The sequence below is a fragment of the Sphaerisporangium sp. NPDC049003 genome (genome assembly GCF_043197795.1).
Taxonomy (GTDB): Bacteria; Actinomycetota; Actinomycetes; order Streptosporangiales; family Streptosporangiaceae; genus Sphaerisporangium.
Genome location: NZ_JBICTU010000004.1, coordinates 200,926 through 214,846 on the forward strand (window position 1 = coordinate 200,926; position 13,921 = coordinate 214,846).

General features: G+C 72.7%; 12 protein-coding genes. 7 read left to right on the top strand and 5 right to left on the bottom strand.

Translation table 11 applies throughout. The features are described from left to right. Window positions 1-11: 11 nt before the first annotated feature. Window positions 12-623: a TetR family transcriptional regulator gene (locus tag ACGFIV_RS05955; protein WP_358553727.1), complete on the bottom strand. Its 612-nt coding sequence runs from the start codon at window positions 621-623 to the stop codon at window positions 12-14. 164 nt (window positions 624-787) lie between these two features. Here ACGFIV_RS05955 and ACGFIV_RS05960 point away from each other — a divergent pair, with 164 nt between their 5' ends. From ACGFIV_RS05960 to ACGFIV_RS05980, 5 genes are read left to right on the top strand one after another with little or no spacing between them, the layout of a single operon-like run. Continuing rightward, a complete protein-coding gene (locus tag ACGFIV_RS05960) occupies window positions 788-2,464 on the top strand; it encodes a protein kinase (protein WP_392832386.1) in 1,677 nt (558 codons plus the stop codon). 54 nt (window positions 2,465-2,518) lie between these two features. Further along, complete coding sequence (locus ACGFIV_RS05965) at window positions 2,519-3,301, top strand: hypothetical protein (protein ID WP_358553731.1); 783 nt, start codon at window positions 2,519-2,521, stop codon at window positions 3,299-3,301. A gap of 28 nt (window positions 3,302-3,329) precedes the next feature. Beyond that, on the top strand, window positions 3,330-4,439 hold the full coding sequence (locus tag ACGFIV_RS05970; RefSeq protein ID WP_392832389.1) for a hypothetical protein: 1,110 nt from the start codon (window positions 3,330-3,332) through the stop codon (window positions 4,437-4,439). Window positions 4,440-4,496: 57 nt separating this feature from the next. After that, complete coding sequence (locus ACGFIV_RS05975) at window positions 4,497-5,966, top strand: hypothetical protein (protein ID WP_392832392.1); 1,470 nt, start codon at window positions 4,497-4,499, stop codon at window positions 5,964-5,966. Window positions 5,967-6,000: 34 nt separating this feature from the next. Further along, window positions 6,001-7,311, top strand: a complete 1,311-nt coding sequence (locus tag ACGFIV_RS05980; RefSeq protein ID WP_392832395.1) for an AAA family ATPase — start codon at window positions 6,001-6,003, stop codon at window positions 7,309-7,311. Between the two features lie 102 nt (window positions 7,312-7,413). Here the strand turns inward: ACGFIV_RS05980 and ACGFIV_RS05985 are convergent, their stop codons facing one another. Together ACGFIV_RS05985 and ACGFIV_RS05990 are read right to left on the bottom strand one after the other, a co-directional pair. Next, complete coding sequence (locus ACGFIV_RS05985; protein ID WP_392832399.1) at window positions 7,414-7,833, bottom strand: hypothetical protein; 420 nt, start codon at window positions 7,831-7,833, stop codon at window positions 7,414-7,416. A gap of 154 nt (window positions 7,834-7,987) precedes the next feature. Then, window positions 7,988-8,920: a Ppx/GppA phosphatase family protein gene (locus ACGFIV_RS05990; RefSeq protein WP_358561809.1), complete on the bottom strand. Its 933-nt coding sequence runs from the start codon at window positions 8,918-8,920 to the stop codon at window positions 7,988-7,990. Window positions 8,921-9,062: 142 nt separating this feature from the next. Here ACGFIV_RS05990 and ACGFIV_RS05995 point away from each other — a divergent pair, with 142 nt between their 5' ends. After that, window positions 9,063-11,042: a serine protease gene (locus ACGFIV_RS05995; RefSeq protein ID WP_358561806.1), complete on the top strand. Its 1,980-nt coding sequence runs from the start codon at window positions 9,063-9,065 to the stop codon at window positions 11,040-11,042. Between the two features lie 28 nt (window positions 11,043-11,070). On the opposite strand, the gene ACGFIV_RS06000 is transcribed toward ACGFIV_RS05995, so the two are convergent. Together ACGFIV_RS06000 and ACGFIV_RS06005 are read right to left on the bottom strand one after the other, a co-directional pair. Beyond that, window positions 11,071-11,481 (bottom strand): DUF3592 domain-containing protein, encoded by a 411-nt coding sequence (locus ACGFIV_RS06000; RefSeq protein WP_392832403.1) that lies wholly within the window; start codon window positions 11,479-11,481, stop codon window positions 11,071-11,073. Between the two features lie 131 nt (window positions 11,482-11,612). Further along, a complete protein-coding gene (locus ACGFIV_RS06005) occupies window positions 11,613-13,226 on the bottom strand; it encodes an MDR family MFS transporter (RefSeq protein ID WP_392832406.1) in 1,614 nt (537 codons plus the stop codon). 123 nt (window positions 13,227-13,349) lie between these two features. Between ACGFIV_RS06005 and ACGFIV_RS06010 the strand changes: the two genes are divergently transcribed. Further along, on the top strand, window positions 13,350-13,916 hold the full coding sequence (locus tag ACGFIV_RS06010; protein WP_358555705.1) for a helix-turn-helix domain-containing protein: 567 nt from the start codon (window positions 13,350-13,352) through the stop codon (window positions 13,914-13,916). Window positions 13,917-13,921: the final 5 nt, after the last annotated feature.

Consider the following 13,921-nt stretch of genomic DNA (forward strand, 5'->3'; position numbering starts at 1 on the left):
CGCGCCGGCGCTCAGGAGGGATCCGGCGCGAAGGTTCCCTCCAGGGCGGCGACGATGACGTCCACGAGGCTCTCGACCACCTGCCGCCGGTCGACCTCATGGTGCTCCAGCCACCAGTCGCCCGTCGTCTGCACCATGCCGACGAACGCGTGCCCGAGGATCTGCGCACGTACCGGGTCGGACACGGTGCCGTCGGCGGCGATGACCGCGCCGAGCTCCTCCCCCAGGCTGCGCACGATGCCGGCCATGTGGGAGTGGGTGCGGCTGTCCTCGGCGCCGGCGCGGTGGAACAGGAAGCGGTAGAGGTTGAGGTTGGCCGAGATCATGTCGAGGTAGGTCTCGATGGTGGCCCGGGCCCGGGTGCGCAGGCCGGTGCGGGCCCTTGCGAACTCGCGGCGCAGCTGCTTGATCACCGTGCGGATGTGCCTGTCGGCCAGCGCCTGGTAGAGGCCGCTCTTGTCGCCGAAGTGCCGGTAGAGGATGGGCTTGGTGATGCCCGCCTCGGCGGCGATGGCCGCCATCGACGCCTGCGGGCCCTCGCGCCGGATGACCCGGTCGGCCGCGTCGAGCAGCGCCCGGCGCCGGTCCGGATCCCGTCCGCCGATCCCCGCCACGGTCGCCATGCAGGACAGCATAGGGGTACTTCACGGTCACGTACCGCTGTCGCCGGATCATGGGGACTCCCTCCCCTATCACCACCCGATCAGCGCGAAAGTGTGATCTCTGCCCATACACCGGCGAACCGTTCCGGTAGTGTGCCGCTCGCGTGCCGCGATGGAGGTGGAAGGTGACCGAGCCTGGAGCGCCGGAGGTGCCGGGCTACGAGGTGCTCGGGATCCTCGGGCAGGGCGGATTCGGCGTGGTCTACCGCGCCCGGCAGCTCGCCGTGCGCCGCGAGGTCGCCCTCAAGGTCGACAACCGCGTGCTGGTCTCCGAGCGTGACCGGCGGCGGTTCATGCGGGAGGTCACCTCGGCCGGGGCCCTGTCCGGTCATCCCCACGTGGCCGACGTCTACGACGCGGGCGTGCTCGGCGACGGCCGGCCGTACATGGTGCTGGAGCTGTGCCCCGGCGGGTCGCTGGCCGACCGGCTGCGCGGCGAAGGGCCCCTGGGCCCGCGCGAGGTCCGCGACATCGGCGTGCGCATCGCGGACGCGCTGGCGGCGGCGCACGCGGCGGGCGTGCTGCACCGCGACGTCAAACCGGCCAACATCCTGGTCAACGGCTACGGCATGGTGGCGCTGTCGGACTTCGGGCTGGCCACGAGCGCGCACGCCGAGGGCGACATGTCGGTTACGCGCGAGTCGCTGACCCCCGCCTTCGGGCCGCCCGAGGCGTTCGAGCTGGCCGAGCCGAGCCCTGCCGGCGACGTGTACTCGCTGTCGGCCACGCTGTACGCCCTGCTCAACGGCCGGCCGCCGCGCTTCCCCGAGGGCGGGGTGGTGAACATCGCGATGATCATGGCGATGCACCGCCGGCCGATCCCGGAGATCCCCGGTGTCCCCGCGGGCCTGACCGCGGTCCTGCGGGCGGGGATGGCCACCGATCCCCGCGAGCGCATCCCTTCGGCCGCCGCCCTGAGGGACGCGCTGTCGTCCCTTCCGGCCTCCGCGCTCCCCGCCTCGCGCGACGCGCACGCGGCGCCGTCCGGGGCCACGCCGTCCAGGTCACCGCGGCCGGCGGCGTCGCCCGCGCACGCCGGGCCGCCCGGGCATCCCGGGGCGTCGCGTCCCGCCCCCCGGCCGTCCGGGCCGTCCTCGCGCGATGCGGGAAACGGCCGCCCGGCGCGGGGCGGCGCGACGGGACCGGGCGCGCGAGCGTCGGCGGTCACGCGGCCTCCCCAGGCGCCGGCGCCGTCCTCACAGGCGGGGATGTACGTCGTGGTCGCGGGCGTGTTCGCGCTGCTGCTGACCATCGGGACGGCGATCATGCTGCACGAGGGCCAGGTGCCCGGGAACGTCACCGCGACGACCACGCCGAACGGGTACGACCCGCCGAGCGCGATCTCCTCCGCCCCCGGCTCGAAGGTGACGGCGGGCGAGGTGAGCACCACCACCGAGAACTGCCCGGCCGCGGCGGTCGCGGGCGCGAACGCCGCGTGCGGGCGGGAGGCCGAGTGCTGGGGCGGCATCGTCTCGACCGCGGGGTCGGTGACGGTGAAGAGGCGCGGCTGCGAGGAGACCCACGCGTGGGAGACCTTCGCCGTGGCCCCGATGCCCGCCGATACGATCACCTACGACATGGAGGACCTCGAAGGTCATCCGACGGTCAAGAAGCTCTGCTCGATGCCGGTGCTCATCCAGTCGACGTACGGCCCGGCCAAGGCCATCGCCCCCGGCAAATGGATGGTGTCGGTGCTGCCGCCCACCCCGGAGGCCTTCAAGCAGGGCGTCCGGATCTACCGGTGCGTGGGCGGGGTGATCGGCCAGGACCGGCCCGGCACGTACTTCAGGCCCCTGAGCTGAGGCACACGCCTGGAAATCACTGGAACTCAAGGGAACTGTTGGTACGCTCCGGGCGTGAGTGAATCGCTGGACGATCTGGAGGAGCGCATCACCGCGCTCCGCGGTGAGATCCGGCAGGCCGTGCGAGCCCGCGAGAGCGTCCTCGCCCGGTCGCTGCGCGCCGAGCTCCGAAGGGCGGAGCGGGCGTGGGACCAGGCGCTCACCGCCCACGACCCCGCCCGCGAGGAGGAGGACGAAGCGCGACCCGGCTCGCTGCTCCCGGTCCGCGAGCAGGTCCACCAGGCGCTCACCCTGCTCGGCGTGCCCGCCGCCGCCAAGATGATCGTGGCCGTGCACGGGGCCCTGCGCGCGGGCTCGCTCAAGGGCACCCAGCTCACCAGCCTGCGCAGGGACGAGGAGCGGTCCTTCCGCACCTCGCCGTTCGCCCGGCCGTACTACCTGTGCGCCGCGCTCACCGATCGGCTCTCCGCCTCCCGGGGGCTGCTGGCCGTCAGCACCTGGCCGCTGGAGCAACGGGTCGTCGGGCCGCTGAGCCCCCGTGTCGACTTCCTGACCACCGCGATCCGGGTGGCCGGGCACATCATCCGGCTGGCCGAGGCCGGTGAGCCGCCCCCGCCGAGCGCGCAGCGGCTTTTGTCCCGGCTGGCACACAACGTCCCTGGCGCCGCGCCCGATCCCGTGACCGTGGTCAAGGCGGCCAAGGCGGAGCTGGAGGTCCACGCCGCCGCCGACGCCGCGGCCCGCGCGGAGATCGCCGGCCGCGCGCGCGACCGGCTGCGTGACGCCGAGCGCCTGTTCGGCGGCACCGTCCTGACCCTGGTCCAAAGAGAGGCGTGAGGTGGAACGGCCCGAAGAGAGGCGCGAGGTGGACCGACTCGACCGGCTGCGCGGCCCGGTGCCGCCGCGCCCCCACGACGCGCGGGCCATCGCCGCCCTGGCGGCCAACCCCGGGTGCGCGCGCCGCGCCGTGCTGGACGCCGCCGGCATCGACAAGGACGCGACGGCCACCCACCTGGGCTTTCCCGCGCCCTTCGGCCAGTCGCCCTTCGCCATCACCCGCGGCAACCTGTTCGAGGCGCTGGTCAAGGAGAGCGGCTGCGCCGAACTGCTGAGGCTGCTCCGCGAGCTCCTCGGCCTGCCGATCCCTCTGGCGGCGTACACCGATCTCGGCGACATCGGCGGCGACCCGTCCGCGCACCTGCGCCACTCCCACACCCGCAAGCTCATCGACACCGCGGCCCGCGACGGCGACGACGCGGGCACGCTCTACGACCATCCGCTGCTGCGGCTGGACATCGCCGGCCACAGCTCCTACCTGGAGCCCGACGTGGTGGCGTTCCGGCTGGGCGGCCGGTTCCACATCGTGGAGATCAAGTCGTTCGCCGTCATCGACGGGCAGGCCGAGCCAGAGAAGGTCGCGGCGGCGGCCCGCCAGGCCGCCGTGTACGTGCTGGCGCTGAGGAACCTTCTGGAGGATCTCGGCCACGATCCCCAGCGGGTGTCCCACGACGTCGTGCTGGTGTGCCCCGAGAACTTCGCGAACCGCCCCACCGCGACGCTGGTGGACGTGCGCAGGGAGCTCGCCGTGCTCAGACGGCAGCTCGCCCGCATGACGCGCGTCGGCGCGATCGTGGACGCGCTGGAGCCCGAGCTGACCTTCGACCTGGCGCTGGACGCCGAGGGAGTGCCGACCCGCCCGGTGGCGGAGCTGCGTGACGCGGTGCGCGGCGTCGACGCCCGGTACGCGCCCGACTGCCTGTCGACCTGTGACCTGTGCTTCTTCTGCCGGGACGAGGCGGCGGCCGGGGGCTCCACCGACCTGCTCGGACGTCAGGTCCGCGACGCGCTCGGCGGGGTGGCGACCGTGGCCGAGGCGCTGGGCCTCGCCGACGGCTCGCTCACCCCGGGCGAGGGCCAGGAGGAGATCGCCCGCCTGCTCCGCCTGGCCGACCGCATCTACGCGGAGGTGTCGTGAGCACCCCCGTCCACGGAGGTCCAAGACCATGCTGAGCCTTCCGGTCGCGGGGGTGTCGTGAGCACGCTGGCCGCGCTCGCGCGCCTGCGCGCCGTCCAGACGGGTACGGCGCGGCGGCTCGCGACCGTGCGCCACTGCCACCTGTCCGAGCGGCCCATGGTGTTCATCCCGCTCCGGATGGCGGGTGAGGCGGCGGCGCCGCTGGCCGCGATGGCGGGCACCGATCCCGATCGTCCCCGGCTGCTCGTGGTCCCCCAGCCGCGCGACCGCGACCTGCGGTTCGCCTTCGCCGCCGAGCTGGCCGAGATCCTCCTGCCGTACGTCGAGGGCCTGCAGAAGGCGACGGAGACGGTCGAGCGGCGCGGCGCGGAGCCGTACGAGCGCTGCGTCGACGCCCCGCAGCTGATCGTGCCGAACCGGAGCGCCGTCGCCTTCGTCCACATGCTGGGCCGCTCCACCCGGTTCCGCCGCGCCGAGGGGCCGTACGCCGTGCACCCCTCGGTGCCGGTGCTGGGCCGGTGGCTGACCTTCCTGGCCCAGCGGGCGCAGTACCCCGGCTCCGCCCTGCTCATGGCGGCCACCGAGGCGCTCTCCCTGCACTGGGCGACCGGGCAGAGCGCGCTGGAGGACGCGAACCTCGCCTCGCTGGTGAGCTGGATCGACCCGCCGCCGGGCATGAGCGGGGCGAGCGCCGCCCGGGAGGCGGAGGATCCCCTGATCTGGCCGCCCGCGGGCCCTGCCACCGACCCCGGCTTCGACACCGAGGTGCTCGCGCCCGCCATCAGGGCGTACGAGGAGACGCGTGGCGACCGGGCCGCCGCCAGGGTCGGCGAGGCGGTGCGCTCCCAGCTCGAACCGACCTGGCGGCTGATGTGGCGGGCCATCGGCCTGCTCGGCGCGCTGCCCGCCGGGCCGGGCGCCGCGGTCCGCTGGGAGGCCGACCGGGCGGCCTTCACCAACTTCGCCGCCCAGCTCGCCGAGGGCGGCCCTCCCCAGCCGAAGCGGGACAGCGCGGTCGGGGCCGCCTCGCGGCTGGCCCGCATGGAACGGGCGCGCGCCTCCTACGACGCGCAGCGGGCCTACGACGATCCGCTGGTCATGGCCGCCTACCGCCTGACCGGCGAGGCGTTCACCGGCACCGTCGTCGCCACCGATCCGGACCACGCCGAGGGCGAGGGCCGGGGGCGCAAGCTCCGGCCGCTGCTCACCCTGCGCACGAGCGACCCGGTACGGCTCGCGCCCGGCGCGCGGCTCGGCACGCCCGAACGGCGCGGCCAGCAGGCCGAGGTCGTCGAGATCTCCGGCGAGCACGTCACGTTGAAGATCGTCAAGGGGATGGGGCGCGGCAAGGCGGCGACGCCGGGCGCCGTGCCGGAGGTCGGCGAGCGCCTGTGCTACGCCGCCCTCACCGACGAGTTCCAGCCCCCGGCGAGTCTGCCCGCGCCCGAGGACACCCCGTGGACCCACGGCGGCCCGCCGCCGGAGCACGTCCCCGCCGACGAGGAGCCAGAGGAGGAGTGGTCATGAGGACGCGGCGCTCCCGCCGGACCCGGCGGCGCACATGACCGGGAGGCACGTCTCCCCTGCGGCGGAGGCGGCAGGCGTCGTCGACGCCGTGCTCGCCGACCTGCCCAGGCACCGTGGCGTGGTCGTCGACTCGCCTCCGGGCGCGGGCAAGTCCACGCTGGTGGTCAGGGCCGCCGGGCACCTCGCCGCCACCGGCGAGCCCCTGATGATCATCGCCCAGACGAACGAGCAGGTGGACGACCTGATCGTCCGGCTGGCGGCCGAGCATCCCGGCCTGCCCATCGGCCGGCTCTCCGCCGCCGACTACGTCGTACCGCGGCGGGTCGTGGGGAAGGCGAGCGTCGGCACCAAGCTGCCCGATCTCGGCGACCCGGCGGTGGTGGTGGCCACCGCCGACAAGTGGGCCTGGGTCGGCGACCGAAAGTGGCCGTGGGCCATCGTCGACGAGGCCTACCAGATGCGCTCGGACAAGCTGCTGCGCATCGCGGGGCTGTTCGAGCGGGCGCTGTTCGTCGGCGACCCCGGCCAGCTCGACCCGTTCTCGATCGTGGACGGCGACCGCTGGGCGGGCCTGTCGTGGGATCCGCTCCAGAGCGCGGTGGCCGTGCTCCTGCGTCACAATCCCGACCTTCCGGTCCACCGGCTCCCGGTGTCCTGGAGGCTGCCCGCCTCGGCCGCCCCCGTCGTGTCGGAGGCGTTCTACCCCTACACCGGGTTCAAGGCCGGCACCGGGCCCGGCGACCGGGGCCTGTCGTTCACGGCGGGCGGCATGCGCACGGCGTACGACGCCGCGCTGGAGGAGGCGGCGGAGTCCGGCTGGGCGCTGTACGAGCTGCCGAGCCGGCACACGGTGCGCACCGACGCCGAGGCCGTCCAGGCGGTGGCCGTGCTGGCCGCGCGGCTGCTGCAGCGCGCGCCCGTCACGCGCTCCGAGCGGGGCGAGCACCCGGTCACGCCCGGCCGCGTCGCCATCGGCGCCGCGCACCGCGACCAGGTGGCCGCGATCCAGGCCACGGGCCTGCCCGAGGGGGTGACCGTGGACACCGCGAACCGCCTCCAGGGCCGCGAGTACGACGTGACGATCGTCCTGCACCCGCTCTCGGGGCGCAGGGACGCGACGGCCTTCCACCTGGAGTCCGGACGGCTGTGCGTGCTCACCTCGCGGCACCGGCACGCCTGCGTCGTGGTCGCCCGCGCGGGGATCCCCGAGCTGCTCGACGCGCATCCGTCCTCCGAGGCGGTGCGGCTGAACGTCCCGGTGAAGTTCCCCGACGGCTGGGAGGCCAACCAGGCGGTGCTGGCCCACCTCGCCAAGCACCGCGTGGAGGCGGCGCCGCCCCGGTGACGCCGTTCTTTCGGCTCTTTCGGCTCTTTCGGCTTCTGAGCGGATTCGCGGGACCGACTCCGCTTCTGGGCGGATTCGCGGGACCGGCGGCGGGGGGACGTCTCACCACACCCCTGGCTGTCCCCCGCCCCTGACGACCGCCGCGCGGCCGTCCCACTGGCCCACGACCGGGCGGGCGTCACGCCGGCCCTGGACGGGCCGGGTCGCGGTCTCGCGCTCGCCGGACGCCGCCGGTCGGCCGTCACGCCGGGCCGCGAGCCCTTCACGCCGGGCCGGAGGGCCTTCGGCCGCCGGACCCTCCCGCCGGGCCCGAGGGACCTCGGCGGGGACGCCTTCCACGCGGCCCGCGGCGGTCGCGGGTCCTTCTCGCCGGTCGGCCGCGCCGGCCTCGGGCTCGGGACTCGTGGTCGAGGCCATCAACGCCAGGCAGATCAGCGTCATCACCGCGATCAGTATGAGGGCGAGTCCCGTGAGCATCAGAACGGCCAGCATCGTGTAGGCCGCGCCGATGAGCGCCATCATCGCCCATCCTCCTCTTGTGTTGTCGCGGTGGACACGTGCCCTGGATGAGCGCGCTCACACTTCTCCATACGCAGGTGGAAAGACTGATTCTCCTGCACACGGAGGGCGCCACGGCACATCGGCGGGACCCGTGTGACGACCGTCACGTCATGGGTCACGAACCGGGCATGCCGTCCAGGCGGCGAAGGATCACGCCCTCGCGCAGCGCCCAGGGACAGATCTCCAGCTCGGGGGTGTCGAACAGGTCCATCGTGGCCTCGGCCACGACCGCGCCCGCCAGAAGCTGCGGCGCGCGCCCCACCGAGACCCCGGGCAGGTCGGCGCGCCGGGAGTTGCTCATCGTGGTGAGCCGCTCGGTCCAGCGCGACAGGTCCTCGCGGTTCAGCACCCGCTTGACGTAGGACCCCTCGCCCGACGGAGCGGCCCCGGCGATGCGGGCGAGCTGCTTGAACGTCTTGGACGTCGCCACCGCGTGGTCCGCGCGGCCGTACTTCACCACGTCGCCGACGATCCTGCCGATCTCAGCGCGCACCTGCCTGCGCATGTTCCGCACCTCCTCGGCGGGAGGCGGGTCGGCGCTGAACCACCTGCGCGTCATGCGCCCCGCTCCGACGGGGAGCGAGACCGCGACGTCCGGCGCCTCCTCCACCCCCGAGGCGATCTCCAGGGAGCCGCCGCCGATGTCCAGCACCAGCAGCCTCCCGGACGACCAGCCGAACCAGCGCCGCACGGCGAGGAACGTCAGCCGCGCCTCGTCCTGCCCGGAAAGGACCTGGACGTCCACGCCGGTCGCGGACCGCAGGCGGCCGAGGACGTCCTCCCCGTTGACCGCCTCCCGTACGGCCGAGGTGGCGAAGGCCATGATGTCCTCCACGCCCTTGTCCTCGGCGATGCGCAGGGAGTCCTCAACGAACCGCAGCAGCTCGCGCTCGCCCCCGGGGGACAGCTTGTCCCCGTCGTGGAGGTGCTCGGCCAGCCGCATCTCGGCCTTGTGCGAGTACGCCGGCAGCGGCTGCGCGCCCCTGTGGGCGTCCACCACCAGGAGGTGCACCGTGTTGGAACCGATGTCCAGGACGCCAAGTCGCATGAGCAGACGCTACTACTCGCGTGAGAACACGCCGAAAGATCCCTCCCCGTAGCTTGAGTAGGGGAGTACTCATGCGCGCGCCGCCCGGGTGGCGGAGGCTGGAGAGCGTCCACCTTCACGCGTTCACCACCGGCGGCGGCCCATGAGCACGATCCACCATCCCGGCACGGCCAAGGCCCGGCAGACCGACGCCGCCACGCGGCGGTACGCGGAGACCACGGGCCCGCGCGAGGCCAACCTGAGCCGGCGCCGGGCGGAGGGCCTCGCGGTCCTCGACGGGGAGCACCAGCTCGCCGCCCGCGCGCAGCGTCTCCTGCGCCGGGGCGACCTGCCCGTCGCCGCGGTGGCCCGCGTGGTCGCCGAGGGCGGCCCCTCGGGTCCACGCCTGCTCGAACAGATCATCGGCGAGTCAAGCGAGCTCCAGGCGGTCAACTTCCTGGCCCGGGGGACGCGGGCCGCCGCGACGGTGGCCAGGATCTCGCTGAACGACGGCGGGCGGCTCCTCCCCCGGGGAACGGGGTTCCTGGTCGGCCCGGCGCTGCTGATGACCAACAACCACGTGCTGGCGAACCAGGAGAGCGCGCGTGACCTCGTCGTGGAGTTCGGGGCGGAGGTGAACCTCGACAACGAGCCGGCCGTCCCGGCGCGGTTCCGGCTCGAACCGGAGGCGTGCTTCATCACCGACCTGCATCTGGACTTCACCCTGGTCGCGGTGAGACCTGGCCCCGACGGCAGGCGCGCGGGCGAGGTGTTCGGCTGGAACCGCCTCGTCGCCCAGCAGGGGAAGGTCGTCATCGGCGAGCCCGTCAACATCGTCGGGCATCCGAGCGGGCGGCTCAAGGAGATCTCCATCCGGCACAACGAGCTGTCGATGCAACTGGACGACTTCCTGCACTACACCAACGACACCGAGCCCGGTAACTCCGGCTCCCCCGTCTTCAACGACCAGTGGGAGGTCGTCGCCCTCCACCACTCCGGCATCCCCCGCGTCGACGAGCAGGGCCGCTGGGTCCGCAAGGACGGGCACCCCTGGTCGCCGGGGGACGGCGACGACGCCGTGGACTGGGTGGCCAACGAGGGCGTGCGGGTCAGCGTGATCCTGGCCCGCCTCGCCCGGTTGCGGCCTTCCGCTCCGGTCCAGGCCCTGCTGGCCGAGATGGGCCCCGCGGCCGGGCTCACCGTGTCCCCCGCCTGGGCCGAGGCGCTCGGCGCCCCCGCCGGGACCTCGAAGGTCACCGGGTTGGCGGGCCGCCCCTCCGCCTTCGGCGGCACGGGCCGCCTTGTCTTCGTCCACGGGCGCAGCCAGGAGGGCAGGGACCCCGAGGCCATCCGCCGGGAGTGGACCGCCGGGCTCAACAAGGGCCTCACCCTGGCGGGCTCTCCCCTGGTGGACCCGGGGGACGTGTGGCTGCCGTTCTACGGTGACCGCTTCCTCGACGCGGTGACGGGCCTTGAGGCGGCGCCCGTGCTCGCGGGGGCGGTGAGCGACAACGTCGCCGCGGCCCTGGCCCCCTCCTCCCCCACGACCCGGCTGCTGTACGAGCAGATGATCGCCGAAGCGGCCGCCAAGGCGCGCATGCCCGCCGACAGCGTGAGCGAAGGGCTCACCACTCCCCTGCAGCGGATGCTGAGCTGGCTCGCGGCCACCACCAACCTGGACCGGTTCCTCATCGCCAAGATCTTCCGCGACGTGGCGGCCTACCTCGACGACCCGGACATCAGGCGCACGGTGCTGGACGCGGTGTGCGAGACGCTCCCCGCCTCGGGCCCGGTCGTGCTGGTCACCCACAGCCTCGGCACGGTGGTGGCCATGGACCTGCTCACCCGGCTTCCCCCCACCCTGGAGGTCCCCCTGCTGGTCACCGCGGGCAGCCCGCTGGGCCTCGACACCGTGTACACCCGCCTGCTCTCCGGCGGACCCCACCGCCCCGCCCAGGTGACCCGCTGGCTCAACGTGTGGAGCCCGGCCGATCCCGTCGCCATCGGGTGCCCGCTGCGCGACGACTGGGACGGTCCTCTGGAGGAGACGGCCGTGGACAACCGGCTGGAACGCGCCCACCTGATCGAGGAGTACCTCGCCCACCCCGCCATCGCCCGTGCCATCCGCGAGACTCTCCCCTGACCGCTCGCGCCCTCCGCCCGGCCGACGGTCAGCCGCCGAAGGCGACCACGGCGATGCACACCACCAGGAATACCGCGCCGGTGCCCGCGAAGACCATTCCTATGAGGTTGCCGCCGAGCATGGTGTCCACGCGCATGCGGTCCGGCCTGGCGGGGTCGTACAGGACCGGCACCTCGGCGCCGACCGGGGCGATCGGCGGGCTGGAGCCGACGTTGCCCTCGACCTCGACCGGCCGGCCGTCCGCCGTCGTGAACCTGATGGTGGGGTAGTAGACGGTCCCCTCGCTGGAGTGGCTGGGACGCAGCCGTACGACCTGGCCCGGTACCCGGTGGGCGATCCGGCGGAAGTCGCGCTGGGACAGCAGCAGCCCGGCGCCGACGCCACCGAAGACCAGCGCGGCGAGGCCGAAGGCGAGCACGAGCCAGGCAGTGACGGACATGTGAACTCCTTGTTACCGCTGAGGATGCGCCAACGCCGGCTGGGGGGCCCGGCCTTTCGCGGGCCGGAACGCGACGGCGGCCGTGGCCACGGTGGTGGTCACGGCCGCCGCGTTGGAGAGGCGGGATCGGGTCAGTCGAGGGCGCCCACGGCCGCCGTGCGCTTGGCGGGGTCGTCGTCCGGCCCGGATTCCCCGGCGGGGGCCACCGGGGCGCTGCGCAGCGGGATCTCCTTGACGAAGGCCGCCAGGACCGGCACCAGGATCGCGAACAGGATGGCCCAGAAGAACACGCTGGAGATGGACGAGGCCAGCGACTCCAGGAAGCCGATCCTCACCTGGGCGGGAAGCTGGGCCAGCGACGCGGGGTCGAGCCGGCCACCGCCGCCCTCCGCCATCTGCGCGGCCTGCGGGCCGAGCTTCTCGGTGAGGTTGGACGTGAGCTGGTTGTTGAAGACCGCTCCGAAGAGCGACACCCCGAACGATCCTCCGATGGACCGGAAGAAGGTGGAGGCGCTGCTCGCCACGCCCAGGTCCTTCTGCTCGACGCTGTTCTGCGCGATCAGCATCGTGGTCTGCATGAGACCGCCCATGCCGAGACCGAGGACGGCGATGAACAGGCCGGTCTCCCAGCGGGTGGTGTTGACGTCCTGCAGCGAGAGCAGCCACATGGCGATCGCCATCAGCGCGCCGCCGGCGATCGGGAAGATCTTGTACTTGCCGGTCTTGGTGATCGCCTGCCCGACGAAGAGCGAGACCACCATGGCCGCCGCCATCATCGGAAGCAGCAGAAGCCCCGAGTTGGTCGCCGAGGCGCCCTGGACGGTCTGCTGGAACAGCGGCAGGAAGTTGATCGCGCCGAACATCGCGAAGCCGAGCAGGAAGCCGATCAGCGAGATGAGCGTGAAGTTGCGGTCCTTGAACACGTGCAGCGGCATGATCGGCTCGGCGACCCGGCGCTCGACCGGGATGAAGGCCGCCAAGGTGATCACGGCGACGGCCACGAGGCCGAGGATCTGCCAGGAGCCCCAGTCGTACTGGTTGCCGCCCCAGGTGGTGATCAGCACGAGCGCGGTGATGCCCACGCCGAGCAGGCCGGCACCCAGCCAGTCGATGCGGTGCTCGGTGCGGTACTTCGGCAGGTGCAGCCGGAAGACCAGCCAGATGAAGGCCACGGCGCCGATGGGCAGGTTGACGTAGAAGGCCCAGCGCCAGTTCAGGTGGTCGGTGATGAAGCCGCCGACCAGCGGGCCGGCGATCATCGCCAGCGACATCATCGCGGCCATGATGCCCTGGTAGCGGCCACGCTCGCGGGGCGGAACCAGGTCACCGATGATGGCCATGGCGTTGACCATGAGGCCACCTGCCCCGAGGCCCTGGATGGCGCGGAAGCCGATGAGCTCGCCCATGCCGCCTGAGGTGCCCCCGAACAGGTCGGACCCGGCCATGCCGCACAGCATCGAACCGACCATGAAGATGGCGATCGACGCCAGGAAGATCGTCTTACGGCCGTAGAGGTCGCCGATCTTGCCCCAGATCGGCGTCGAGACCGTGGTGCCCAGGACATATGCTGTGACCACCCACGAAAGGTGCGCCAGGCCGCCGAGCTCCCCGACGATGCGCGGCATGGCCGTGCCGACGATCATGTTGTCCAGCATGGCCAGGATCATGGCGAGCATGAGCCCCGGCAGGACGACCATGACCTCCCGCCGGCGCCCTGGAACTGGTTCGGCCGCGGTCTCCGTCATTCTTTTACGCCCCCTAGAGAGTGCCTACTTACTTGCCGACCGGCTAGTGATTACACTAAAGGTAGATACCTTACTTGCCGACCGTCAAGTTAATTAGGGGATACAGGGAGCGTCTGAGGAGCCATGAGGGAAACCACCGACACGCGAGTCCGCATCCAGGAGATCGCCCTCAAACTGTTCACCGAGCAGGGCTACGAGGCGACATCGCTGCGGGAGATAGCGGAGTCCCTCGGGGTGACCAAGGCCGCGCTGTACTACCACTTCAAGACCAAGGACGACATCGTGGCGAGCCTGGCCGAGGACCGGCAGGCCATGGTGGAACGCCTGGTCAAATGGGGTCAGAGCCAGCCCCCCACGATCGAGACCAGGCGCGAGTTCGTCCGGCGCTACGCCGACGAGCTCTACGGCAGCCACCACCACGCGTTCATGAGGTTCATGGAGCGCAACCAGACCGCGCTCCGGCATCATCCCAAGCTGGAGAAGATGCGCAACCTCATGAGCGCCCTCGTGGGGATCCTGTGGGACGAGGACGACTCCACGGCCCAGCGCCTGAGGAGCTCGATGGCGATCTTCACCCTGCACGCCGCGTGGTTCCTGCTGAAGGACGAGGATCTCACCGACGACGAGCGCAAGACCGCGGCCCTGGAGGTCGCCCTGGATCTCGTCGAGCGCTGTCCCGCGGGCCGATGACGGGT